The organism is uncultured Kluyvera sp. (assembly GCF_902485085.1).
Taxonomy (GTDB): Bacteria; Pseudomonadota; Gammaproteobacteria; order Enterobacterales; family Enterobacteriaceae; genus Kluyvera; species Kluyvera ascorbata.
In genome coordinates this window covers 1-24,424 of record NZ_CABTJS010000178.1, presented here as the reverse complement: position 1 = coordinate 24,424, position 24,424 = coordinate 1, and the positions used below count along the sequence as shown (strand labels likewise).

General features: G+C 55.9%; 23 protein-coding genes and 1 pseudogene. 10 read left to right on the top strand and 14 right to left on the bottom strand.

Going from position 1 to position 24,424, the window contains the following annotated elements; all coding sequences use genetic code 11:
• Positions 1 to 8: 8 nt before the first annotated feature.
• Positions 9 to 824 (top strand): SDR family NAD(P)-dependent oxidoreductase, encoded by an 816-nt coding sequence (locus RDN66_RS21960; RefSeq protein ID WP_202216052.1) that lies wholly within the window; start codon positions 9 to 11, stop codon positions 822 to 824.
• 3 nt (positions 825 to 827) lie between these two features.
• Here RDN66_RS21960 and RDN66_RS21955 read toward each other — a convergent pair whose 3' ends face one another.
• The 4 genes from RDN66_RS21955 to RDN66_RS21940 all read right to left on the bottom strand — a co-directional run bounded on the left by RDN66_RS21955 (position 828) and on the right by RDN66_RS21940 (position 5,017).
• On the bottom strand, positions 828 to 1,727 hold the full coding sequence (locus tag RDN66_RS21955; RefSeq protein ID WP_202216053.1) for a helix-turn-helix domain-containing protein: 900 nt from the start codon (positions 1,725 to 1,727) through the stop codon (positions 828 to 830).
• 109 nt (positions 1,728 to 1,836) lie between these two features.
• Entirely contained in the window at positions 1,837 to 2,151 is a 315-nt protein-coding gene (locus tag RDN66_RS21950; protein WP_227675099.1) for an NIPSNAP family protein, read from the bottom strand.
• Positions 2,148 to 3,266, bottom strand: a complete 1,119-nt coding sequence (locus RDN66_RS21945; RefSeq protein WP_308538180.1) for an NADH:flavin oxidoreductase/NADH oxidase — start codon at positions 3,264 to 3,266, stop codon at positions 2,148 to 2,150. Before RDN66_RS21945 ends, RDN66_RS21950 begins: the two co-directional genes overlap by 4 nt.
• A 14-nt stretch (positions 3,267 to 3,280) precedes the next feature.
• On the bottom strand, positions 3,281 to 5,017 hold the full coding sequence (locus RDN66_RS21940; protein WP_308538179.1) for an FAD-dependent oxidoreductase: 1,737 nt from the start codon (positions 5,015 to 5,017) through the stop codon (positions 3,281 to 3,283).
• Between the two features lie 310 nt (positions 5,018 to 5,327).
• On the opposite strand from RDN66_RS21940, the gene RDN66_RS21935 reads away from it, so the two are divergent.
• A complete protein-coding gene (locus RDN66_RS21935) occupies positions 5,328 to 6,245 on the top strand; it encodes a helix-turn-helix domain-containing protein (RefSeq protein WP_202216056.1) in 918 nt (305 codons plus the stop codon).
• On the opposite strand, the gene RDN66_RS21930 is transcribed toward RDN66_RS21935, so the two are convergent.
• The gene (locus RDN66_RS21930; protein ID WP_308538190.1) at positions 6,242 to 7,975 is read right to left on the bottom strand and encodes a cytochrome P450; all 1,734 of its coding nucleotides are present in this window, start codon (positions 7,973 to 7,975) and stop codon (positions 6,242 to 6,244) included. The two genes, RDN66_RS21935 and RDN66_RS21930, sit on opposite strands and share 4 nt — an antisense overlap.
• Positions 7,976 to 8,008: 33 nt before the next feature.
• A pseudogene (benC, locus tag RDN66_RS21925) lies at positions 8,009 to 9,019 on the bottom strand (benzoate 1,2-dioxygenase electron transfer component BenC); the annotation flags it as partial.
• A gap of 557 nt (positions 9,020 to 9,576) precedes the next feature.
• On the opposite strand from benC, the gene RDN66_RS21920 reads away from it, so the two are divergent.
• The 5 genes from RDN66_RS21920 (at position 9,577) to RDN66_RS21900 (ending at position 13,428) form a co-directional block, all read left to right on the top strand.
• A complete protein-coding gene (locus RDN66_RS21920) occupies positions 9,577 to 10,578 on the top strand; it encodes a FecCD family ABC transporter permease (RefSeq protein WP_374044039.1) in 1,002 nt (333 codons plus the stop codon).
• The gene (locus RDN66_RS21915) at positions 10,575 to 11,348 is read left to right on the top strand and encodes an ABC transporter ATP-binding protein (RefSeq protein ID WP_369708712.1); all 774 of its coding nucleotides are present in this window, start codon (positions 10,575 to 10,577) and stop codon (positions 11,346 to 11,348) included. Before RDN66_RS21920 ends, RDN66_RS21915 begins: the two co-directional genes overlap by 4 nt.
• Before the next feature lie 24 nt (positions 11,349 to 11,372).
• Positions 11,373 to 12,500: an ABC transporter substrate-binding protein gene (locus RDN66_RS21910; protein WP_308538177.1), complete on the top strand. Its 1,128-nt coding sequence runs from the start codon at positions 11,373 to 11,375 to the stop codon at positions 12,498 to 12,500.
• 501 nt (positions 12,501 to 13,001) lie between these two features.
• Positions 13,002 to 13,238 (top strand): hypothetical protein, encoded by a 237-nt coding sequence (locus RDN66_RS21905; protein ID WP_035897698.1) that lies wholly within the window; start codon positions 13,002 to 13,004, stop codon positions 13,236 to 13,238.
• Positions 13,239 to 13,287: 49 nt separating this feature from the next.
• The gene (locus tag RDN66_RS21900; RefSeq protein ID WP_185064460.1) at positions 13,288 to 13,428 is read left to right on the top strand and encodes a hypothetical protein; all 141 of its coding nucleotides are present in this window, start codon (positions 13,288 to 13,290) and stop codon (positions 13,426 to 13,428) included.
• A 49-nt stretch (positions 13,429 to 13,477) separates the two neighbouring features.
• Here RDN66_RS21900 and RDN66_RS21895 read toward each other — a convergent pair whose 3' ends face one another.
• From RDN66_RS21895 to RDN66_RS21875, 5 genes are all read right to left on the bottom strand, one after another.
• Positions 13,478 to 13,855, bottom strand: coding sequence for a hypothetical protein (locus RDN66_RS21895; protein WP_202216059.1), 378 nt, complete (start codon positions 13,853 to 13,855; stop codon positions 13,478 to 13,480).
• A 617-nt stretch (positions 13,856 to 14,472) separates the two neighbouring features.
• Positions 14,473 to 15,231, bottom strand: coding sequence for a thiol:disulfide interchange protein DsbG (dsbG, locus tag RDN66_RS21890; RefSeq protein ID WP_202216060.1), 759 nt, complete (start codon positions 15,229 to 15,231; stop codon positions 14,473 to 14,475).
• A 44-nt stretch (positions 15,232 to 15,275) separates the two neighbouring features.
• On the bottom strand, positions 15,276 to 15,998 hold the full coding sequence (locus RDN66_RS21885) for a DsbA family protein (RefSeq protein ID WP_202216061.1): 723 nt from the start codon (positions 15,996 to 15,998) through the stop codon (positions 15,276 to 15,278).
• A 6-nt stretch (positions 15,999 to 16,004) separates the two neighbouring features.
• Positions 16,005 to 18,044 carry a protein-disulfide reductase DsbD gene (locus tag RDN66_RS21880; RefSeq protein WP_202216062.1) on the bottom strand — a complete coding sequence of 680 codons (2,040 nt, stop codon included), beginning with the start codon at positions 18,042 to 18,044 and terminating at the stop codon, positions 16,005 to 16,007.
• Positions 18,045 to 18,091: 47 nt separating this feature from the next.
• Complete coding sequence (locus RDN66_RS21875) at positions 18,092 to 18,454, bottom strand: hypothetical protein (protein ID WP_035896333.1); 363 nt, start codon at positions 18,452 to 18,454, stop codon at positions 18,092 to 18,094.
• 75 nt (positions 18,455 to 18,529) lie between these two features.
• Between RDN66_RS21875 and RDN66_RS21870 the strand changes: the two genes are divergently transcribed.
• On the top strand, positions 18,530 to 18,658 hold the full coding sequence (locus tag RDN66_RS21870; protein ID WP_281274812.1) for a hypothetical protein: 129 nt from the start codon (positions 18,530 to 18,532) through the stop codon (positions 18,656 to 18,658).
• A gap of 3 nt (positions 18,659 to 18,661) precedes the next feature.
• Here the strand turns inward: RDN66_RS21870 and surE are convergent, their stop codons facing one another.
• Positions 18,662 to 19,537, bottom strand: coding sequence for a 5'/3'-nucleotidase SurE (gene surE / locus RDN66_RS21865; RefSeq protein ID WP_202216063.1), 876 nt, complete (start codon positions 19,535 to 19,537; stop codon positions 18,662 to 18,664).
• A 495-nt stretch (positions 19,538 to 20,032) separates the two neighbouring features.
• Between surE and RDN66_RS21860 the strand changes: the two genes are divergently transcribed.
• Positions 20,033 to 20,821, top strand: a complete 789-nt coding sequence (locus RDN66_RS21860) for a histidine phosphatase family protein (protein WP_123652628.1) — start codon at positions 20,033 to 20,035, stop codon at positions 20,819 to 20,821.
• A 132-nt stretch (positions 20,822 to 20,953) separates the two neighbouring features.
• Complete coding sequence (locus tag RDN66_RS21855; RefSeq protein WP_374044038.1) at positions 20,954 to 22,210, top strand: OprD family outer membrane porin; 1,257 nt, start codon at positions 20,954 to 20,956, stop codon at positions 22,208 to 22,210.
• Between the two features lie 43 nt (positions 22,211 to 22,253).
• Here the strand turns inward: RDN66_RS21855 and ansP are convergent, their stop codons facing one another.
• Positions 22,254 to 23,696: an L-asparagine permease gene (gene ansP, locus RDN66_RS21850; protein WP_035896329.1), complete on the bottom strand. Its 1,443-nt coding sequence runs from the start codon at positions 23,694 to 23,696 to the stop codon at positions 22,254 to 22,256.
• Positions 23,697 to 24,010: 314 nt separating this feature from the next.
• A complete protein-coding gene (locus RDN66_RS21845; protein WP_308538175.1) occupies positions 24,011 to 24,211 on the bottom strand; it encodes a hypothetical protein in 201 nt (66 codons plus the stop codon).
• Between the last annotated feature and the right edge of the window lie 213 nt (positions 24,212 to 24,424).

The window sequence follows — 24,424 nt, the reverse complement described above, 5'->3', positions numbered from 1 at the left end:
AGAAAACCATGACTGAACAGCACGCTTCCCAGAACTGGCTCGATCTCAGCGGCAAGGTATTTGCCGTCACCGGCGCGGCAAGCGGCATCGGCGAAGCCATTGCCACCGCGTTAGCGCAACAGGGCGCCAACGTCGCGCTACTCGACAGCAACCCGCAGCGCTGTGAGGCGGTGCGGCAGAAGCTTGAGCATCTACCAGGAAAACGCGTGGCGGTGGCCTGCGACGTCAGCCGCGAAGAGCAGGTTAAAGAAGCGGCGCTAAGCGTGCGTTCGCTGCTCGGCCCCTGTGATGGGCTAGTCAACGCGGCGGGCATTTTACGCCCGGCGGGGCTGGCGGACATTAGTCTTGAACAGTGGCAGACCCAGCTCAACGTCAACCTGACCGGCTACCTGCTGTGCGCCCGCGAATTCGCCCACGATATGCGAGCGGCAAAGCGCGGCAGCATTGTGCATATCGGTTCCATTTCCGGACGCATTCCGCAGCCGTGGAGCGGCGCGTATAGTCCCGGTAAAGCCGCCGTTGGTCTGCTGTCACAGCAGATTGCCGTGGAATGGGGTCAGGACGGGATTCGCAGTAATCTGGTCGCCCCGGGGATGATTGAAACCGCGCTGACCGCCGAGTATTACGCGCAGCCGGGCGTACGTGAGAGCCGTGAGGCGTTTACCGCCAGCCAGCGCATTGGCAAACCGGACGATATTGCCAATGCGGTGCTGTTCTTGCTGAGCGATAAATCGAGCTATATCAACGGGGCGGAAATTGGCGTCGACGGCGGCCTGCCGACCATGCTGATGGGCAAATTGCCGCGCCCGGGCTTTACCCGTTAAACGCTATATAGCCTGAGCAGGTTCAGCGTATTCCTGCGTCGGCTTCTCGCGAAAATCACGCGGCGAGAGGCCGGTGCTGCGGCGAAAAAAACGGGAGAAATAGGTGGCATCGCTAAAGCCGAGGTAGTCCGAAATCTGGCTGACCGTCATGCTGGTATAAAGCAGGCTGCGTTTAGCTTCCAGCAACAGGCGCTGGTGCAGCACGCTGAGCGCGCTGCAGCCGTGGAACTCGCGGCATAGCGTATTGAGATGCACCCCAGACATGCCAATCTGGCGGGCGTAGTGCGCCAGCGGGAAATGTTCACGGTAGTGGTTTTCCACCAGCTGGTTAAAACGGCGAATGGCGGTGCGTTTGCGCTCTACCTTATCGCTCACTTCAACGGGCCCGCTGGTCTGACGGTTAAGCCAGACCATCAGCGCGCTAAGCAGCGAATGCAGCATCATGTCGCGCGCGTCGTTATCGGCCTGGTACTCCTGCTGTAGCGTCTGAAACAGGGTATGAATTTGCGCCCCCGCGTCACCAACCGGCACGCGAACGGCGCGGCTTAGCACCTGCAGCGGGCGGCCAAACTGTTGTTCAAACTTGGCCACCAGCGGCGCGGCAAGCGATAGAGAATACCCCTGCGTTCCCGGCGAGAAGCGAAAGCCGTGGACGCACAGCGCTGGCATAATCTGCACGCAGGCGTCGGTGAACGGCTGGCGGACGCCTTCAATCTCAATTTCACCCTGCCCTTGTTGAATATAGAGGATTTGCACCAGATCGGTGTGCTGATGGGCGCGAATGCTCCAGTCATAGAGGCTGCTGCGGCTTTGAATCGACTCGCAGTGCAGGAGGTCCGGCGTCGGCCAGTGCCAGCTTTCGCCGTATAGTTTGAAAACCGGGATGCTGTTGGCGAGGTTCATGGTGCCTCCGTTGGTAAACATGTAGGCCGAAGAAGGCAACGCCGCCATCCGGCAATCTGCGCTGGGTTGCCTGAAGGCGCTGCGCTTATCAGGCCTACGTTTTACTAGCTTATTTTATCGTCGTCGCCCGAATCAACCGCGTCTCCTGCGCCACAATAAACGGCTCAGAAGCTTTAAGATAGGCGGCAAAATCCGGATGCGTGTCGCGCAGGTAACTACGACGTTCGTACTCCGCCAGGCTCTCGTAACCCCACAGGTGCACAAACTGGTTCTGCGGGCCGACAAAACTGGTGTAAAACCCCAGCGGATTGCCCAGCGTCTCTCGCAGCACCGGCATCGCCAGACGGTCAAATACCTCGAGAAACTCGTTCATTTTGCGCAGACGAATAGTGTAAATACGGTGATCGATGATCGGCAACATCATGATTTAACCTCCTGAATCTGATGCGTCGGCCAGCCAAGCGGTCCAAAGCGATCGTAGGGTTTTGGCCACGGCGCGGTTTCGCCAAGCGCGATAGCCGCGTGAATCGGCCAGTTCGGATCATCCAGCATCCCACGGCCAATCGCCACCAGATCCGCCCGTTTTTCCTGCACAATCGCCTCGGCCTGCGGCGCTTCGTAAATCAGCCCGACGGTAATAACTACCGCCTGCGGCAGCGCCTTTTTCACCGCTTCGGCAAACGGCACCATATAGCCTGGCTTGTCGGCATCCGGCGTCTGGTTGTAGATGTTATAGCCGCCGGAAACGTGCAGATAGTCGTAGCCGAGTGCATGCAGTTCGCGGGCAAACCTTACTGCTTCATCAAGCGATAAGCCGCCTTCAGCAAATTCGCCGCCGTTAAAGCGCACGCCCAGCGGACGGGTTTTCGGCCAGACCTCACGCAGCGCGCGCGCCACCTGCAACGGAAAGCGCATACGGTTTTCCGGGCTACCGCCGTAGTTATCTTCACGCTGGTTGCTAAGCGGTGAGAGAAACTGGTTCAACAGATAACCGTTGGCGGCATGAAGCTCAATAAAATCGACCCCGGCGTTCAGCGCCCGCTGGGCGGCATCAACAAAGCCCTGGGTAATGCGTGCCATTCCCGCTTCGTCTAACACCTGCGGTACGCGCCAACCGGGTTTATACGGGATGGCTGAAGGGGCCACCGTCGGCCAACCGCCCTCTTCATCCGTTAGCGATGCCCCCTGATTACGCCACGGCGCATTGGTGCCCGCCTTGCGGCCCGCGTGGTTGAGCTGCACGCCAATCGGCGTGTTGCTGTAGGTACGAATATCAGCCAGCAATTTTAGTAGCGCCTGCGCCTGCTCGCGATTCCACAGCCCGAGACAATGCGGGGTAATGCGCCCGTCCGCGGTGACGCCGTTGGCCTCGCAAATCACCATTCCGGCGCCGGAAATCGCCAGTCCGCCAATGTGCTGGGCGTGCCAGGGCGTGGCAATGCCGTCCGCCTGCGCGGAGTACTGCGACATCGGCGGGACAACAATACGGTTTGCCAGCGTCAGCGGGCCGACCTGTAATGGACTAAAAAGTGTAGACATCATACTCTCCTGATTTATGAGGCTTCGCGCTCTGGCTGCAATGCCGTATCACCGCGTGCCGCCATGCTGCGGGCGGCGATATAGCCGAAGGTGGCCGCCGGGCCGATGGTGATCCCGGCCCCTGGGTAGCTTCCCCCCATCACGCTCGCCATCTCGTTACCGGCGGCGTAAAGCCCCGGAATTGGCAGCCCCTGGTTATCCAGCACCCGCGCTTCGCCGTCGGTTTTCAGACCGTGGAAGGTACCGAGATCGCCCATATAGAGCTTCACGGCGTAGAACGGCTCCTGTGCTATCGGTGCGACGCACGGGTTCGGCTGATGGTTGGCATCGCCGAGATAGCGGTTATAAGCAGACTCACCGCGCCCAAACTGTGGGTCTTTGCCCTGACGCGCGTCGGCGTTGTAGTGGTTAACGGTGCTTACCAGCGTTTCAGCGGGAACGCCCATTTTCTGCGCCAGCTCGCTCAGGGTTTTCCCTTCCAGCAGATAGCCGCTTTTCAGGTAAACCGAGACGGGGATCGGCGCGGGTTTGGCAAACCCCATGCCGTATGTACGCAGCGCCCGGCGATCGCAGATTTGCCAGGCGAAGGTTTCGCGGTCTTCGCGGCAGGTTTCAATCATGGCGATACCGACGTCGTGATAGGAGTCAGCCTCGTTGCAAAAGCGCACGCCGTGGCGGTTGATCATGATAAAACCGGGCTTATAGCGGTCGACCAGATGCGGGAACACATACGACCGACGGCCAATCTGTACCTTTGAGGCCGGGATCCACGCCGCCCCGTTGGCATAGCTGTCGTCAAAGCGAGCGCCAATGCGCTCGGCCATCGCAATGCCGTCGCCGGTATCCACGCCGGGCGGCGTCGGGGAAAGTTGAATGCCGCCACAGCGCACGTGCGGATAGAGCTTTTTTAATCGCGCGTCGTCACGGGCAAAACCGCCGGAGGCCAGCACCACACCGCGCCGGGCGAACAGGTTAATCCGCTCACCGTTCAGTTCAACCACCACGCCGCGCACCACGCCGCGTTCCACGATCAAATCTTTCGCCGCCACGCCGGTGTGAATCGGTATGCCGAGATCCTGTGCGGAGCAGGCTAAGCGAGCGACCACCGCGTTGCCGCCATTGGCGGTAACCCCGCGCCCATAGCGGGCCACTTCCAGCAGGTGGCGGCTCAGGCGTTTAACCACGTAGGCGAAAGATTTCAGCGAACGAGTGGCGTTAAAAAAGTGCTTCAGGTCGTTGTTTGAGGAGCTGAACATCATCCCCATGAACGTGATGGTGCGCAGCGGTTTGCGCAGGCGCCGCATGGACTTGCCCAGTTCACGGATATCAAACGCCTCCGGTACCACCGAACGGCCGCGCATCACGCCGCCGGGGGCATCGGGATGGTAGTCGGGGTATTGGTACAGGTTGCAGCGAAAGCGGGTGTTTTCTTCAAAAAAGCGCAGCATGTCCGGGCCGTTTTTGAGGAAGGCGTCCACCACCTCCGGGCGGAAGCTGTCGCCTGCTTCGCCCTGCAGGTAGGTTCGCGCCGCGGCCTGGCTATCTTCAATACCCTGCTGGCGCGCCAGATGGTTGTCGGGGATCCACAGCACGCCGCCGGAAAACGCGGTGGTGCCGCCGAAGACCGCCTCTTTTTCGATAACCTGGACATCCAGCCCATTCAGGCCCGCGGTCACCGCAGCCGATAGCCCGCCGACGCCGCTGCCAATCACCAGTACGTCGCACTCGCGGACGGGGAGTTCTACAGCCATAGGGTACCTCACAGATGAATGATTTTTATTATTTTGCTGATGTTATAAAAACGTTACATATGCATTTTTCACAGCCCACTGTGGAAAAAGAAGGGGACTTTCACACCAAAACCTGCACTTTTCGACAATTGCGAAGAAGTGTGTTCTGGCGCAAATTTTTGCGCTCACCGCTATAGAGAAGCTGCGTTTTTCCGCCCTACTCACGTCACAAGATGAAGATTCAGCACTTGCGCAATTGCGCGTTTTACCACCGAATTAATGTTATTCGCCATCAAGGCACCATTCAGCTCAACAGGACAAAACCGGCATCATGCCCGCTCACGTTAACGCCCGCCGAACGCTGCCTAACTACGCCCTTTACGGCGCGCAGGACTCTCCCACTGCCGTTGAAAGCGTGCACCATGAGCGTATTCCGTCGCGGGCCAGCCGCTTCGGATTCGAGATTGAGCCGCACTTTCATGAGGCGCTCATCCAGACGCTGTACATCACCCACGGCGGCGGTGAAACGTCGATTGACGGCCAGATATGGCAGCTGGAAGCGCCGTGTCTGGTGGTTATTCCGGCCCGTTCCGTCCACGGTTTTCGCTTTCGCGATGACGTTGATGGGCATGTCATTACGACCGTACAGTCGGCAATTGAGTCCGTCGCCATGACCGCCGCTCCTGAACTGCTGACCTTTGTGCGTACGCCTGCGGTGCTGGCCGTTGATCCGGCAACCCGCCGCGCCGCGCCGCTGGAAGCGCTGTTCGATGCTATTGGCCGTGAGGCGGAGCACCCGGAACGCTGGCAGTACACCGCCGGGCTGGCGCTGACCATTGCGCTGTTCGTGCAGATTGCCCGCCTGAGCGAAAAAGCGCGTCTGGCAGGCAACCCGGCCCGCGCCGCCCTGGTCGCCCGCATTGAACGCTTTCGTCTGCTGCTCGACGAACGCTGCCGTACCCGCCAGCCGGTAGCCAGCTACGCCGATGCCATGGGCATTTCCGCCGGCCAGCTCACCCGTATTTGTCGCGAGGCGTTCGGGATCTCCGCCATTGAGGCTATCGACCGCCGTGCCGTGCACGAGGCCCGACGGCTGCTGGTGTACTCCAGCTTCAGCGTCAAGCAGATAGCCCGCGAACTCGGCTTTCGCGACGAGGCCTACTTCGGTCGTTTTTTCCGCAAACAGACCGGGCTGCGGCCCACCGAATACCGTCGTCAGGAACAGGGCCGACTGTCACGCTCCGCCTAATCTTTGCGAGGGCGCATCTGCACAAACAGATGCTCCGGGCCCGAGTTGGTGAGGTTATTGCCGCGGACGTACTGGATAGGGCGTGCTGGGTCGAGGCGAATATCTCCCACCTTGCGCGCCACCAGCTTCGCGGCAATGAGCGTTTCAAGCTTGGCTAACGGCTGGCCAAGGCACTTGTGAATGCCGTTACCAAAGCCGAGATGCCCGCTGCTGTCGCGATCGATATTGAATGTTTCACCATCAATAAACTTGCGGCTATCGCGATTCGCCGCCGACAGCAGCAGGCGTATCACCGCCCCTTTGGGTATCTCTATGCCTGCAACCGTGGTGGCTTCGGTAGTGATACGGCTCACCCGCTGAACGGTGCCACGATAGCGTGCCACCTCTTCCACAAAGCGGTCGGCATCCTCTTCATTGTCGCGAAGACGCGCGACCAGCTGCGGCTGTTCGGCAAACATGCGGAAGGCGTTGGCTACCAGAATGGTGGTGGTATCGTGCCCGGCGATAAAAACGAAGGCGCACAGCTCTTTGGCCTCTTTTTCGTTCAGCATCCCCGATTTCCACATGCGGGCAATATGGCCACCGATGGACTGGCTGTTGTTGAGATAGAGCCGCTCCATCGCCTCTTTCAGATAGGCAAAGAAGGCCATCGCGCTCTGCTCATCGGTGCCGGTACCGGGGGCGTTGCGCGCCAGACGGCCAAAGTAGCTGAAGGTTTCGTCAGACCAGAACTTCATTTTCTCTTCGTCTTCATTCGGCACGTCAATCATTGCCGAGATGGTGGCGATACTGAGCGGAATGGCAAAATCTTCCACTACATCGCCACCGCCGTTGGCCAGCATCTGGTCAATCAGCGCTTCGGCGCGGCGTTCAATTTCGGGGATAAACGGCTCCAGCGAGAGCGGCATAAACGACGGCTGCGCCACTTTGCGCAGGCGGGTATGCCCCGGCGCGTCGAACAGGGTGAGGAAGGTCAGCGGCGGCGGGCTGACCACTTCGGAGGAGAACAGCTTCGGATTGCGAATCGCCTGGTAGACATCGTCATAGCGCGACAGGAACCAGACGTCGGTAGTGGCCGACTGGCAGCGAAGCACCGGCGCATGTTCGCGCATCCAGCGGTAGTGTTCATACGGGTCGCCCTGAGCGCCGTCATCCACCACTTTGAAGGGCGCTAACCCCTCTGGCCACGCCAGTTCGTGGGAATACGGTGGCAGCGAAGGCGGCAGGAGATCGTGGAACGGACAGCGCAGGGCTTCGGCTTCCGGCACAGACGGTGCGACGGTCAGCGGCGGGGCGGCAGGTGCCGTTTTCAGCGCCAGCGCCCGGCTCATGGTGGTACGCGAGTGCTGCGCGTGCTGGACCAGCACATCGCGGGCGGCGTTGAGATCGCCATATTCAAAGGCCGAGACCAAATCCCGATGCTGCTGCACGATGTCACCGACAATCTCCACGCTGATGGTCAGCGCGCGGTCGATATAGTCACGCACCGTCAGTTGGGCGTAGAGCGCAATCAGCTGCGCATTGCGGGTAGCCTCAATCAGGAACTGATGGAAGGCATGGTTAGCTTCCACGTAGCGCGGCACGTCAATAAAACGCCGCCCGGAGACGAACGCCGCCGTGGCGTCGGCCAGGCGACGGAAGGTGGTCAGCTGCTCGCCGCTAAGCCGCCCCATGGTCAGCTGAACGGCCCCCAACTCCAGCGCCAGACGCAGGTCAAAGGCATCGTCCACATCCGCCGCAGCAAGCGGTGGCACCACGTTCGGCGCCTCCTGCCCTGCGCCAGCAAACTTCTCGTAGTAGAAGTTGCGCGGCGTCAGCGCTTCGGCGTCCAGGTAGCTGCGCACGGCATCCACCATCGGCGGTGGGCCGCAGAGGTAAACGTCGGCATCACCGCCGTTCAGCATGCCCGCATCGATATGCTGAGTGACATAGCCTTTATGCGGATAGTCGCTTTCCGGGTCGGCGACGGTACAGCGATAGCTGAAGTTTGGCAGCCGACGCGCATAGTCGTCGAGCACTTCAAGCGCCACCCGATCTTCATCGCGGGTGACGCCAAAAATCAGGTGCACCGGCTGGTGCGTGGCGTGGTCATCCACCAGCGCGGCCAGCATCGACAGGAACGGTGCGATCCCGGTACCGCCCGCCAGAAACAGGAGTGGACGCTCCACCGGGCGCAGGTAGAAGCTGCCCATCGGCCCACGAAACGATATGGCATCACCCACGCGGGCATGCTCGCTAAGCCAGGTCGACATCAGCCCCTGCGGCACATTACGCACCACGAACGAGGCCTCCGCATCCTGCGGCCCGGAGCTAAAGGAGTACGAGCGCGTCTGGTCAGTGCCGGGCACCGTTACGTTGACATACTGCCCCGGCAGGAAGCTCAGTGCTTGCCGGTCGTCTAGCGCAATGGAGAACGTTAAGGTGGTCGGCGATAGTGCACGGCAGGCGGTGATATGCCCCTGATAGGTCGCCACGCAGGCGGCATCTAAAACAGCGGCTATCTCTACCACGCAGTCGCTGGACGGGCGCATCTGGCAGGTCAGTACCCTGCCCGCGCTGGCCTCTTCGGCTGAGAGCGCATCGTCAACGTAATCACCATGCTGATAGTCACCTGAGGCGCAGGTAGCCTTACAGGTTCCGCAGACGCCGTCACGGCAGTCGAGCGGAATGCTGATTCTGGCGCGCAACGCGGCGTCGGCAACGGTCTCGCCGGTACGGCATGTGATGGTCTGCATCGCGCCGTCTTCAAAACGAAGGGTAATCTGATGGGTCATCTCTCTCATCCTCCAGGCTTTTGCGGTCGGAAAATCTGATGCCTCATCAAATGCTGGATGGCGTTCTGATACAACGGACAGAGATGACATTAAACAGGACAAAACCGGCATGCTGTTGGGTTAGCGGGGGCGGTCACATTTATCGGGTTGGGAAATTGGGGATTGGGCTTATTGAGTACGTGGTTATTGTGATGCATTACCCCCTCACCCTAGCCCTCTCCCCGGAAGGGCTAGGGGACCGATTAGCGTTGCTGGTAAGCCTGGTGCAGGTTTTCTCTGCCTCCCTTTCTGGAGGAGCGCCGGAGTAAGGGTTTTAGTTAAACAAATAATCAATGGAACGCTAATTATTTTCATATTGAATTGATAAGCATTATCAATTCAATATATTGTCGCGAGCACTCTCCAGGATATTGGATATCCTGCATTTTTCGCCTCGGGACAGGCGGGAGGTTCACTGAATTTACCCTGTTCCATAAGGTTATCCGATGAATTCCAGCCTTGCCTCCAGCGCCGACTCTCCCGCGCTGGCGATTGCCGCCCGCTACCGCCGGGTGGTTATGCAGCGTTACCTGCTTGCCGGTGTCGTGCTGCTCTGTATCCTCTGCTCCCTGCTGCTTGATTTCACCCTCGGCCCCTCGGGTATCTCGGTATCCACGCTGTGGCAGACGCTGTTCCACGCCGACACAGCGGACCCCGGCACCCGCGTGATCGTCTGGGAGCTACGTTTACCGTTCGCGCTGATGGCCATTCTGGTCGGCATGGGCTTAGGGCTTGCCGGGGCGGAGATGCAGACTATCCTCAACAACCCGCTTGCCAGCCCGTTTACCCTCGGCGTCTCTTCTGCCGCCTCGTTCGGTGCAGCGCTGGCGATTATTCTGGGGCTTGGGATTCCGGGCATTCCCGACCAGTGGTTTATCTCGGTGAACGCCTTTGTCTTTGCGCTGATGGCCTGCTTTATTCTCGACGGCATCAGCCGCTGGACTCGGGTAGCAACCTCCGGCGTGGTGCTGTTTGGTATCGCGCTGGTCTTCACCTTTAACGCGCTAATCTCTATTTTACAGTTCGTTGCCAGCGAAGATACCTTGCAGGGACTGGTGTTCTGGACGATGGGCAGCCTGGCCCGTGCCTCGTGGGATAAGCTCGCCATTCTGGCGGTCGCGCTGCTGATTATCGCCCCGCTGTCATTGAAAAATGCCTGGAAGCTCACCGCCCTGCGTCTTGGCGAAGACCGCGCCGTCAGCTTTGGTATCAACGTACGCAAGCTGCGTCTGGCCACGCTGCTGCGCATCAGCATTATCTCGGCGCTGACCGTGGCGTTTGTGGGGCCAATTGGCTTTATCGGTCTCGTTGCTCCGCATATTTCCCGCATGATGTTCGGCGAAGACCATCGCTTCTACCTGCCCGGCAGCATGCTGATTGGCGCACTGGTGCTGTCGCTGGCGTCGGTGGTGTCTAAGAATATCGTCACCGGAGTCATTATTCCGGTGGGCATCGTGACGTCACTCGTGGGCGTGCCGTTCTTCCTGAGCATTATTATTCGCCACCGAGGGACGCTGTGATGGATGGATTGTCGATTCGCGACCTGCATACCGGGTATGGCAAAAAGAAAATCATCGACGGCCTGACCACACCGCTGCTGCCGCGGGGCAAGATTACCGCCCTGCTCGGCCCCAACGGTTCAGGTAAGTCAACGCTGCTGCGCGCGCTGGCGGATCTCAACCCCGCGCAGGGCGTACTGTCGCTGAACGGCGTAGATTTGATGACACTGATACCGGCTAAGCGTGCCCAAAAGGTGGTTTATCTGCCTCAGTCGTTGCCTGCCGGTGTGCACCTGCACGCGCTGGAGTCGGTTATCGTGGCGCGACGCGCCAGCGGCTATCACCAGGGTAACGCTGAGCAGGAAGCCTACGCCATTCTGGAAAAACTCGGCGTCGCCCATCTGGCGATGCACTTCCTCGACCAGCTCTCCGGCGGCCAGAAACAGCTGATTGGCCTGGCGCAGTCCCTGGTTCGTCAGCCGGATCTGCTGCTGCTCGATGAGCCTCTCAGCGCGCTTGACCTCAACTATCAGTTTCACGTGATGGATATTGTCGCCAGAGAGACGCGGCTGCGCAATATCGTCACCGTGGTAGTTATCCACGATATCAACATTGCCCTGCGTCACGCCGAATATGCCGTGATGATGAAAAACGGCGCACTGGTCGCAAGCGGCGTGCCGGATGAGGTGGTCATTCCACAAAACCTGGCGACCGTTTACGGCGTGCGTGGCCGGGTCGAACATTGTTCACAAGGGCTACCGCACGTGGTGGTCGATGGTTTAACGACATAACAATAATCGCAAGACGGGGAAATCATGACGATGAAGAAGGCAATATTAGGCGCAGCGCTGCTGTTTTCACCGCTGCTGGCCATGGCGGGCAACTGGCCGGTCACGGTCAAAGATATGGACAACCGGACGGTGACGGTTACGCAGGAGCCGCAGCGCATCATTTTGCAGGATGGGCGCGATATTCTGACGCTGGCGGTGCTGGAGCGCGACAATCCGTTCGCCAAAGTGGTGGCGTGGAACAACCTGCCGAAAAAGCAGGATACCGAAACCTGGAACGTGCTGAAGCGGAAATGGCCCGAGGCGGATAAAATCCTCGATATGAAATTCTCCGACCAGGGGAACGTGGATCTGGAGACGGTGATTTCTCGCCATCCGGATCTGATGATTGCCCAGCTGCGCGCGAAGCCGTCGCTGGTACAAAGCGGCGTGCTGGCAAAGCTTGACGCGCTGCACGTACCGGTTGTTTTCGTTGACTACGAACTGCATCCGGTTGAGAACACCATGCCAAGCATCGCGATGCTCGGTAAGGTACTGGGTCAGAGCGAACGCGCGCAGGCCTATATCAACTTCTATCAGCAGCGTCTGGACACTATTCACCAGCGTCTGGCCAAGGTCGAGAAGAAACCCCTCGTGTTTATCGAGCCGATTGCCGGGGTTGCGGGGCTGGATAACGGCTGTTGCTTCACCCATGCACGCAACGGCTGGGGCGGTCTGGTGGAAGCGGCGGGCGGCGTGAACATCGGCTCACAGCTACTGCCGGGCGCAACCGGGAATATTTCGGTCGAGAAAATCATCTCCATGAACCCGGATTACTACCTGATGACGGGTTCCATACGTCCGGGGAAAGGGACGGCGATTATTCCATTTGGCTACAACGTTCCGCAGGCTGATGTGGTGAGCGCCTTTAATGCGCTGCTGGCGCGTCAGGGCGTAAGCAGTATTCCGGCCGTCGTCGCGGGTCATACCGGTGCGCTGTACCATCACTTCTATAACAACCCGTACAACATTATCGCCATCGAGACGCTGAGTAAGATTTTCTACCCGACACAGTTTAAAGATGTCGATCCATTGGCGGATTATCATCAGCTGATTACCCAATTCACCCATATTCCGGATGATAAGGTGATCCTGAGCTATACACCTGAGAAATAGTAAACTCAGCGGTTCAGTTAACTCGACGTTGTAGGCCGGATAAGCGAAGCGCCATCCGGCCTGCCTTTTTTATTTTAGCGATCAACGATCGCTATTGTGAAACCGTTATTAACGCGGGTAATATCCTGCCAAAATAATAATAAAGGTAGTGATTATCATTCGCTAAACAGTAGCATTTAACCTCACCCCAAGTGGGTAATAAATAGAAAATACCAGTAAAAATAAAACACTACATCTCTTCATTTTATCTTTATATATCATAGCGGTTTATCGATTTTACTATTTTTAAAACAGATGAAACGCACAAAATATAGCGTAAATTGATATATATCAGTTTCAGATTAATTCCCTATAGAAACCGTTAAATTTGATTTTAGTCAACTCCCTGCCTGGCTATAGAATGCATTTTATAGCGCTCTTTGCATTGACGGGATGAATGATTAATTGGTTTTAAGACTTGAACAGATGTTTAGCAGGCCATCGAGCCTGTGGGGTTGGTTGATGTGCAATGCCCTGAACGGCGTTGCTATCGTTATCTGCTTTGCCTCCATTAGCGCCGTTATCGGTATCAGAGAAGGTGTCTGGCATATTGTCATCACTGTCGCCATTATTATTTCCGCATTTTATAGCGCTAATTATTTTGCCGCTCTGGAATCACGTAATGATTCCCGCCGTTATTATTTACTGGTGTGGGTAGTTATCACTGTCGCAACTAACTTTATTCGCGTCTGGGGCTAATCCCATCGCGACATAAAATACACAACGCACAACAATAAGGATTCACGCCTTGACTCTGGCAATGATTTTTATCCTCATCAATAACCATAAAGGACTGTCGGCACTGCTTCTGCTGATTATCCTGGTGCTATTCTGGATACTTGGCCCACGGGTGAGAAAGCTGCTGAACGGTATTAAAGACCCTTCCTGATGGCTTGATGGGTTACCGATGCACCCGCATCGGTAACCTATCATCACCATTAGCCCATCGCTTCACACTGGCAGCCAATCTTAATGCTCGCAAATTTATACGCGACGGCGAGATAAAATAGCGCAATCGCAAAACCGACGATCGGATAGAACAGCAGGCTAAATAGCGCCACCGCCAGAATATGCCCCACGCCCGCCATCAAAAAGCCCCGGCGCTTTAAGCGCAGTTTGCCGTAAGAAAACACAAACGCCAGATAAGCGACGATAAACAGTACGATCACAATTTTAAACGATAAAAACTGCACCGAGAAATTCATCCCCGTGACGCCCAGATGCGGCAACGCGAGAAGAACGAACAGCGTGAGAAAAAGCAGCGAGGCGAGCTTGACCCACGCCATTACGCCTTTCCAGAAAGAGATACGGGTCATAACGAAATCCTTAATTTGATGATAAAACAGCATTGTGGCAAGCCGGGAGAATAGCCAATGCGAAGTTCGATGACAGGGCCTGGCTCCCAGGATGCAATACGTTTCAAAGTGAATTTGTCGTGTTAATAAGCATATTGAAAGACGAAGCGTGTCCTATACGACAGGCAGGACTAATAACCGTCGATGCATGGAGACAAAAACAGAACAGATGCCAGAGGAAACAGCAAAGATAACTAGGGTGTTGAAGGGGGTTTAGTCTGCAGGTAACGTTGACTTCGGGTAGTGATATACATTTGCTGATCCATAGCATATAACTCGTTGATAAATAATGATTAATATTTCCCCTGGTGCCAGGACATTATAGCGTTCTTCCTGTTAAAGATTCTCCAGCCGAACGTAAATAAGTGTCATTTTACTTATTAGTAAAATACCCCTAACGCGGTATATCTGGAATAACTAAATATCTACTATGGGTAATTATGGAAAATAGCCTGTTTAATTACCGTGTAATTTGTGATTATTTTCCGACCTGGAACTAGTGCCAGGCATTACCCTCACCCCAACCCTCTCCCTGGAAGGGAGAGGGAGAAACCCGCACCGAGTGACCAACATCGCTATCAGGGTTTCGGGCCAAACATCGCCTCAAGCTGTTTTTCATCAGGCATCCCCACCACCTGCTGCAGCTCATTCTTCTCGTTCATATAGTAAATCGCTGGCGTTGCGTTCGCCCCTAAGTCATCCATCATCTTCTGATGCGCTTGCAGCAGATTGAAGGTTTCGCGCGGCGTGACGCCGTCAAAACGCGGCAATTTCTTACCGTTGGACAGCTCGTAATCCCGCCAGGCCGCTACCGGGTCCGGCGCATTAAGAATGGCCGTCGCGTTGCGCCCGCTTTTCGGGTTAAGAAACGCCACCAGCAGCGTATTGAGTTGAACATGGCCTGCCTCAACCCAAGGCTGTGCCGCCGCCCAGAACGCTTTGCAGTAAGGACAGAAAGGATCGGCAAACACAAAGACCTTTCTCGGTGCGGTCTCGACGCCCTCTTTCAGCGCATGGGCCGCGTTGAGTTTTTTCCACATCTCCTGACCCATCGGCACGTAAATGGCCTGAGTGAAATACCCTTCACTCAGGTTTTTCCCTTTATCGTCATAAAGGTAGCCGGAAACCACATGCTTACCATCCGGTGTCAGGAACAGGTTAACGCCCATGTCCTGATACTGTCCCACCCAGCTTTTCAGGCCGCCGGGGGCATCCACCTCTTTGATAATGGTAATGTTCTGCTGCTCGCTAAAACGCTTTACGATATCGGGAAGCGGCGCGCTGGCATAGGCAAACGCCGGAAGCAGAGCCAGCGACGTTAAGACAATCGATTTCATCCTCGTTTCTCCGTGAACGGGGGATTCCTCCCCCGTGAATAAACTTACTGTTTTTTCAGCGCTTCGCTGACCATAGCATCAAAATCTTCGTAGGGAACCCAGCCCGATAGCATTTCATCGCCGATAAGCGTCGCGGGCGTGCCCTGAATGCCTAGCTCCTGTGCTACCGCGAGGCTCTTCTTCACCGTCACCAGGCTTTCGTCATCCGGCGTGTCCACCACCACGCCAGCTTTCTTTTTCGCCTGCGCAATGCTGGCATCATCGTGATACCCCTTTTTCGCCATCAGCACATCGTTGAATTTGATGAACTGTTCAGGGTGCGCACGCCAGACGGTCAGGGCATCTCGTGCCGAGGTGACCGAGCTTTCCGAGCGGTAAGGCAGGAATTTAAAGACCACGGCAACGTCCGGATATTTGGCGACGATCTTCTCCAGATAAGGATCGAACTTTTTGCAGTACGGGCAGTTGTAGTCGGTAAAGACCACCAGCGTCAGGCGTGGTTTTGTCGCGCCAATTCGCGGGGAATTCGGGTCATGAAACAGAAAATCATTATATTGCGCGATAACCTTTTTCAGCTGCTGCTGGTTCGCCTGCGCATTTTGCTGGTCCAGCTTATCCGCCGCCGCGGCCAGAATTTCTGGATGCTTGAGCAGCGTTTCCTGTACCAGTTCCTGAACGCGTGCCTCCTGGGCGGGCGTCAGAGCGGGAGCCGCAAAAGCCTGCAAAGAGGCGGTCATCAAAAGCGTAAAAAGAAGCGTGTATTTCATGGTGCATTAACCTTTGGCATGTTTCAGAGCGCGAAGCAGAGATGACGAGTCCAGCAGTGGAGAGAGCGTCTCTCCCTGCGGCAGGCCCGGCCCGTAAACTTCATTGAAGGGGATGGCGTAACGATTACGCGTTTGCAGGAAAGCTGATATCGCGTCAGACGGCTTGCTCCAGTCGCCGCGAAGCGCCACCACATCAGGCGCATTCAGCGCAGCGATAACCTCCGGTTGGGTGAGTACGCGCATGTCGTTCACCTTACAGGTCACGCACCAGTCGGCGGTGATATCAACGAAAACACGCTTGCCGTCGGCCAGCGCCTGCGCAATGGCGTCTTCGCTGAGCGGTTGCCAGCGGATATCCGCACTGGCCTTCGCTGCGCGCTCAGGTGTCGCAGGAGCCTGAATCAACCCGCGAAGCTGATAACCACTCAGCGCCGTGAGCACGAACACCACCAGATAGAACGCAAATCCACTGCGCGGGCCGCGAATAAAGACCACCGCCAGCGCAGCGAGCGCCAATAACAGGATGACAGCATTGCTGACAAACTCACCCAGATGCTGGCTCAGCAATGATGCCAGCCACAGGCTTGAGGCCAGCATCATCAAGGCCAGGAGGGTTTTGACGATAGCCATCCAACGGCCAGGGCGCGGCAACAGCGCAGCGGTTTTCGGCACCAGCGCCACAAACAGCCAGGGAATCGCCATCCCGACGCCGAGCGCAATAAAGATAAGCCAAAGCTCCTGCAACGGCGCACCCAAAGCAAAGGCGACGGCGGTACCCAGGAACGGTGCCGAGCACGGCGTGGCCAGCAGCGTGGCAAACATGCCTTCGAAGAAGCTCCCGAGCCAGCCGCTTCCCCCCGCGGTGGCCATGCGACTCGCCACAGATGACGGCAACAGCAGCGCGAAGACACCAAAAAGATTCAGTGCGAAGATAAAGGTCACCGCCACCATCAGGCCGATAAACCACGGACTCTGAAACTGGATGCCCCACCCCAGCGCCGCGCCGGTTAACTTCAACGCGGTCACCATCGCCGCCAGCAGCGCGAAAGAGAACAGGATCCCGACGCTGGTTGCCAGAAAACGCAGGCGAATGTTACGTGTATCTGAGCCCGCATGAAGCACGGCGCTCAGCTTCATTCCCATCACCGGCAGAACGCAGGGCATCAGGTTGAGGATCAACCCGCCAAGCAGCGCGAAGAGCAGTATCTGCCCGATGCCAGTTCGGGCAATCTGAGGCGGTGCCACAGTCGATTCGTCGGCGCCTACCGTCAGCGTAGTTTGCTGCGCTTTGCCATCGCTGGTGAGAACGAACGAGAGCGTTTTACCCGCCAGCGTCTTCGGTTTATCGCCCCATTCGTCCGTAACCGGTGCGCTGATGGTCAACGTCGCGCCGTCGGTTTTTATGTTCGGGTCGCCGGGAATAATGCCGCCGTCCAGCGGATCGAAATAGATACCCTGGGTACGCCATGCGCCCGTGGTGGTACCGGTGATGACCAGACGATCGCCCGCGAGGTGCGCCGCCAGATTATCCGACAGACCATTTTCCGCCGGGATAGTCCGCATTGCCTGCTCGAAGGCATCCTGGAACTGGCCGTCAACCGGCTGATTAAAATCGAGATGCAGCGGGTAGTCCGTTAACAAACAGACGTTGCTACAGGTCGAGAGCGTCAGCGTACCGTCCAGCACATCGCCCGGATTACCGGTGATAACCATCGGAATAACCACCCGATTATGGTAACCCTGGGTGGTCAGCCCCGAAATTTCAAAACGCGAGGGAGTCGGCCAGTACCACTGCGCTTTTTCACCGTTTTTCCAGTGAATTTCAGGCGCTACGCCCCCTTCTCCCGGCGATCGCCAGTAGGTTTTCCAGCCGGATTGCAGCTCAACGGTCAGCAGGCCATACAGGCGATCCTTGCCTCTTTCCGCCTGGAAACGAATCTTAGCGTGGTCATTTTGCCCTGACGTGAGCCACCCGGTATCGGCGGCGTGAGCAGAACCCACGCAGGCGAGCAACAGGAGCAATAATCCCCTGAAGATATTCAACATATTTTTTCTCCGTAAATGAAATAATCAATCGTCGTCAGAACGATGATTCATTCACGGAAAACGCAGTTTTTGAGATGTATTCGGACCGTGGGTGGCCGTCTGGGCACGTCGCGAAAGACGAACGCACGCACTTCAGCGAATAGCTGAATCAGGGCCAGGAAGACGATAACGGCAGGCAGCGCGCCGTCGAAGAAAATAGGTTGTGCGCACAACAGCGAATTGGCGCTAAGCTGGCATGGCGAAGGCCCAACCTGGGATTCGTCCGTTGCTGGCGTGGAGATAGTCTGAACCGGGTTGCCCGCCTGCTCGAGAAAATGGTGCAGATAAACGGCCCGCTGCACCAGGCAAAGAGCCATGGCAAGGCAGGTCACTATCAAGAACCCTTTCGCAAGAAGCTGACGATTTCGCATAAATTACCAGACGTTTCAGAACAGCCGAATCATAAACAATCCTCATCAATGCGCAAGGGGTGCACGTGTAAGGTTTTGTCTTGTCGCAGCGGACAAGCCGGAAAATCCTGCTCTATTGCGAATCCATCGCTACGCTGCACGCGGCTGGTGGCGCGCGATATGTTTGGCAACGGCACCAGCGGCTACGGCGTGGGGTTAAGTTAGCTCTCAGGGTTTCAGCAACGCCTGATACTGCGCTTCATATTGCGGTGCATTCCAGGAGCCATCAAAAATCGTGTAGGTAATGTAGCCCTTATTCAACCAGCCGGAATCCGTGTCATCCATAACCACTTTGAGAGACTCAGGATTCATCGTCTGTCTGGCCTTGCCGTCTGCGAGAATATCGTAGCCAATTTGCGCGACCGGGAAGCGCTGGTTTTCAACGTAGTGCACGCCTTTAATCTCTGTAGTCGCCAGGGCCGGGTAGTTAATGCTGAGCCCGGTGCCCAACGGCAATAACGGTTTACCCTGTGTGCGCTGGGCATTCAGTTTATCCACCACGCTCACGACATAGTCCACGGAGTCGGGCCAGTATTTATGCGTGCTCGGCCAGCCATTTTTCATCTCCTCTTCGGTAAAACGATAGCCGATGCTGGCGGCAACCGCCGGGACGCCATAGCGTACGGCGCGAGCCGCCGCGCTGACGGTACCGGAGTTCACCTGCGCCATACCGGTATTTGGCCCGTCGTTAACACCAGAAACCACCAGATCAGGCGCGGCCTTTTTCAGCAAGCCATTTAGCCCGAAGTCCACGGCGTCCGCAGGCGTGCCCGGGAAGCAGTAACGCTGTTCGGCAACCTTTTTCACATCAAAAACTTTACCGGTCTTAAAGGTGATTGCAGAACCAATGCCGCTCTGATTAGTAGCGGGCGCGACCATCCAGACATCATAACCTTTCGCCTTAAGCTTATCCTGAAGCGAAGTACTGCCCGGGGATTCACAACCATCATCATTCACAATCAATATTTTCAGCGGTGCGTTCCCCGCTTGGGCAGAAAATGCGCATATTGCCAGCACCGAGGCAACGATCTTTGGTAAATTCATGATGACTCCTTATGGGTTATTAATAGGTCCAAATAACAAGCAAAAAAAAACCTAAGAAATCCCCCACTCGCGTTGAGTAGAAAATTTCTTAGGTTTTGCCTTTATTCAGTAGCAATCCTGATATGGATGAGAAAATAACCGTTATGAGGACTAACGTCCAGACTCGCCACCCGCGTTCTGTGACGAGCATCAAATACTGACGGATAAATATACACCTGACCCGAAGTTAATTTAGTCGAGTAACTACTGGCGCATTATTATGTAGGAAATTCTTATATGAATTATCGAAAAGCAAGACTTGAGGATGATCACAAATATCGATATATAAAAAAATAATTACTGCCATTCTATTTTGATGGTGATATTGTCCGGCCAAACTGGATTGTTACTGTTTTCAACAGGCAAAACCTGCGTTATTTCTCAACCATGCAATTTAAGCGGTTGAGTAAGAGCGCAGGTTTTTTTGTTTTATAAGCAATATAAAAAGGATATCCGATGAAAAAGTGGTTTGTTGCTTTAGCGGCGCTAGCCAGTATAGCCACCTGTTCTGCGGCAGATACGACGCCCTCAGCTCAGGATGATACGGTTACCGTCTATTTTGCCCGTCACGGGAAGACGCTGTTTAATACCTTTGACCGCGTTCAGGGCTGGGCGGATACGCCGCTCACCGAAGAGGGTGTGCAGGTGGCCCGCTATCTTGGCGAAGGGTTAAAGGGCATCAAATTCGATAGTTTTTACTCCAGCGATGCAGGCCGCCAGCGGGAAACCATGGCCGTTATCCTCAAACAAATCGGCGTAACCCAGTACCATCTCAATGAACTGCCGGGGCTGCGTGAAGCGTTCTTTGGCGGTTTTGAGGGCGGCTTCAACAAAGATATGGCCAATGCAGGCGCCCACGCACTGGGGATGGCCGACGCCGCTGCGCTTTTCAATGCCATGAAGGCGGGCACCCTGCCGGTGAAGGACTCCCAGGATGCGCTGGCAAAGGCGGACGTTAAAGGGCTCGCCGAGAATTATGCACAGGTAAAAAACCGTACTCAGGCCGCGCTGGCGACTATCGTCAAACAGGCTCAGCAAAATGGCGATAGAACCGTGCTGGCCATTTCATCGGGAACCGCTATGCAGATCATGATTTCCGATCTTACCGATTCACCGGACAAAAATAAGCCGCTGGCTAACGCCGCCGTCGTCAAAATTATCTATAAAGATGGGCATTACAGCGTACCGGAAATTGGCTCACTGCAATACGTTGAAACCGGCAAACTGCGTCTGAAAAATCAATAATAGCGTTGCACATTTATTAAGCCGCGGCCCCCTTTTCCCGCGGCGCTATTCTGGGATACCACAATGAAAATGAACACACTGGCGACAGCGATGCTGCTGCTTGGCAGCTATACGCCCGTATGGGCTGCCGATATGGGCCATACTGAAAATAATTATCTTGCCGATCCTTTTTTCAGCGACGCGTCAATGACGCTATCACTGAAGAATTACTGGAAATATCTGAAGGAGGAAAATGCTAACCCTACGCACGTCCATAACGCCTGGGGCCAAGGCGTAGCCGTGGATTATCAATCGGGGTATTTTGCAGATTTTATCGGCGTTGATGCCGTATATTATGGCGCAGTAAAATTAGGTGCCAGCGATTACTTTAACTCCAGAGGAGTACTTTATAATAACGGAGAGGGTAATAAAAAAAGCAACGCGGAGGGCTATTCAAAATTCGGTCAACGAAATATTAAATTAAAATATCTGGCCGGAGACGCTCAGCTTAACGCTCGTTGGGGCTGGCAGGTGCTGAAAAACTACGGGGTGATTTCCACATCCAACCGTTTATCCCCAACGACCTACTCAGGCATTAGCGGTGGGGTCAGCTATGACCACCTCACTCTGCGAGGTGCCTATGTCGAAAATTCGATGGACCGTAACTCCCCGGATAAGAAGCAGTTCCAGACAAATACCGGCGCTAAAATCAATCACCTGGCTTCCGGTGAATTGCTGTGGAATAGCCAGCCGTTTAGCCTGCAATATGGCTACGGTGAGAGTGAAAACTATCTGCGCCGTCATCTGTTATTTACCCAGTTGCGCCCGGTTAGCCATCTGAATATTGGCACGCAGATTTACGCCACTGAGGCACTGGATGAGTATCTGGCAATGCCAGCCAATAAGCGCGATTTTGACCATAACGCCTGGCACTTCGCCGTGGATGCGACCTGGCAGGCGGAACGCTGGAGTACAAAGTGGGGCGTAGGCTATACCAGTGCCAAAAAAGAGAACGAAGTGGGCTTCTACCCGCGTCACATGAGTAAAAACTCACGCGGCACCTTTATCTCAATGGCCTATGCGGGTGACGACTATATGCGCGATGGCGAACTGGTGCTGGCCAATATCTCCGACTACAAGCTCACGCCGGATCTGGCCGTTGGGCTGGCAGGAAATATCGCTCAGTTCAACTATAAGGATAACCACGTACGTACCGGCGAGATTAATGCCTTTACCCGCTGGACGCCTTCTGCGCCGCCAATGAAGAACCTGACAGTATGGTTGATGTTCGGCCCCGGCTGGTCTTATAAAACCAGCGGTAAAACGCCGGTGTTGACCAACGGCCGCTATACGCGAACGCATACGCTGTCGTCTGAGGCGATTATTGAGTATCGGTTCCGGATGTTCTAAGAAAAACAGGCCTGATAGCGATGCTATCAGGCCTGCGAGCAGGTTACGGTGCGGTGCTGTGAACTTCCGCGACGCGCTTACGTACGCCGAACCATCCAGCCACCAGCAGAATAGCAATCAGCGGCAGTGAAGCGATGGTGTAGGTGCCGTTCGGGTAGTCAAACGCCATCAGGACCAGCACGCTCAGCAGGAATAGCAGAGTCAGCCACGAGGTAAACGGTGCGCCCGGCAGCTTGAAGTTCACATCCGCCGCCTTGCCTTCTTTGATGGCCTTGCGCAGACGTAGCTGGCACACCATGATAAACGCCCACGAGGCGATAATCCCCAGCGAGGCGAAGTTCAGAACAATTTCAAAGACCTGAGACGGTACCAGATAGTTCAGGAACACGCCCACCACGTAAACCACCAGCGTCGCCATAATGCCCGCGTACGGCACGTGCTGGCGGCTCATTTTGCTCATAAACTTCGGAGCAGAACCGCCCATCGCCATCGAGCGTAAGATGCGCCCGGTGCAGTAGAGGCCGGAGTTCAGGCTGGAGAGCGCCGCCGTCAGTACCACGATGTTCATGATGCTGCCGATATAAGGCACGCCGAGCTTGGAGAAGAAGGTCACAAACGGGCTCTGCCCCGCCTGATAGGCCGTCCACGGCAGCAGCAGCACCAGCAGTACGACCGAGCCCACGTAGAACAGACCGATACGCCAGATAACGCTGTTGATAGCGCGCGGCACCATGGTCTGCGGGTCTTTACACTCGCCCGCCGCTGTCCCCACTAATTCAATGGAGGCAAAGGCAAAGACAACGCCCTGTACCAGCACCAGCGCAGGCAGCAGGCCGTGCGGGAAGAAGCCGCCGTTGTCGGTTATCAGATGGAAGCCGGTAGCGTTGCCATCCAGCGGTTTTCCACTGCCCAGATACACGGTCCCGACGACGAGGAACACCACAATCGCCAGCACTTTAACCAGCGCAAACCAGAACTCCATTTCGGCGAACCACTTCACGCCAATCATGTTCATGGTGCCGACAATCGCCAGCGCCCCCAGCGCAAACACCCACTGCGGCACATCGCCAAACGCGCCCCAATAGTGCATGTAGAGCGCCACGGCGGTGATATCAACAATGCCGGTCATCGCCCAGTTGACGAAGTACATCCAGCCTGCCACGTAGGCGGCCTTTTCACCGAGAAACTCACGGGCGTAGGAGACGAAGCTGCCGCTCGACGGACGGTGTAATACCAGTTCGCCCAGCGCGCGAAGAATAAAGAACGAGAAGATGCCGCAAACCAGGTAAACCAGCGCCAGCGCGGGGCCAGCCATCTGCAGACGCGCACCTGCACCGAGGAATAAGCCGGTACCGATGGCGCCACCGATGGCGATCATCTGCACCTGTCGGTTACCCATCGCTTTGTGATACCCCTCTTCGTGGGCGTTCAGCCAGCGTCGTTTTGCCGCACGTTGATCCGCAGCCTGTGTGTTTTGTGTTTCCATTATTTCCCTGTACCTGTCTGATTTATGGAATACATAAGATTTTCAAATGAATATGGAACGCATATCCATCAAATCCCGTGCCGTTCTTCCCGTCATTCTGCGTAGGGATAAAACTGCCGCGAAGCATCCTACCTGCAATTATTAAGCGGTGCAAAACATACGGTTACTCCTCGGACTACTTCCGCGTAGAAAACGGTGCCCGTAAGGAAAATCCCGGTGACTTACGCTGGGCTCCCGTCGTCGCCTGAACAATGGCGTAAAAAAGGCTTCCCAAAGGAAGCCTTTAAAAGCGCGATGATTTTTGTGCAGAGAATTTAACGATGATTGACCTTCGGCTGACGGAATATTTCCACCGAGGCCGCCAGGCAGAGAATATAGCCGAAGAGTTCAGTCCCCTCTTCCACCATATTTTTCACTTCCCGGACGTAGCCATCCTGTAAAAGCGAGTGCCAGAGCAAGGACATACCAAACAGGCGAGAAAATACCAGCGTCGCTAATAATCCTGACAGCATCATTCCGAAGGCGGGTTTCGCCGTATATAGGGTGAGCTGATTTAATACCCGCTGAGGCTGGCGAGAGGCATAGGCCACCGCAATGATACTGACTATCAGTGACCTGCCCCCACGATTAGATACAACACTCAGTTAGTAACGTCGGAATCTTCATTCTCAGAATGACCCTTTCTCCAGCCCGCTGCAAATTCAGACGGTGTCTGATAATTCAGCGTG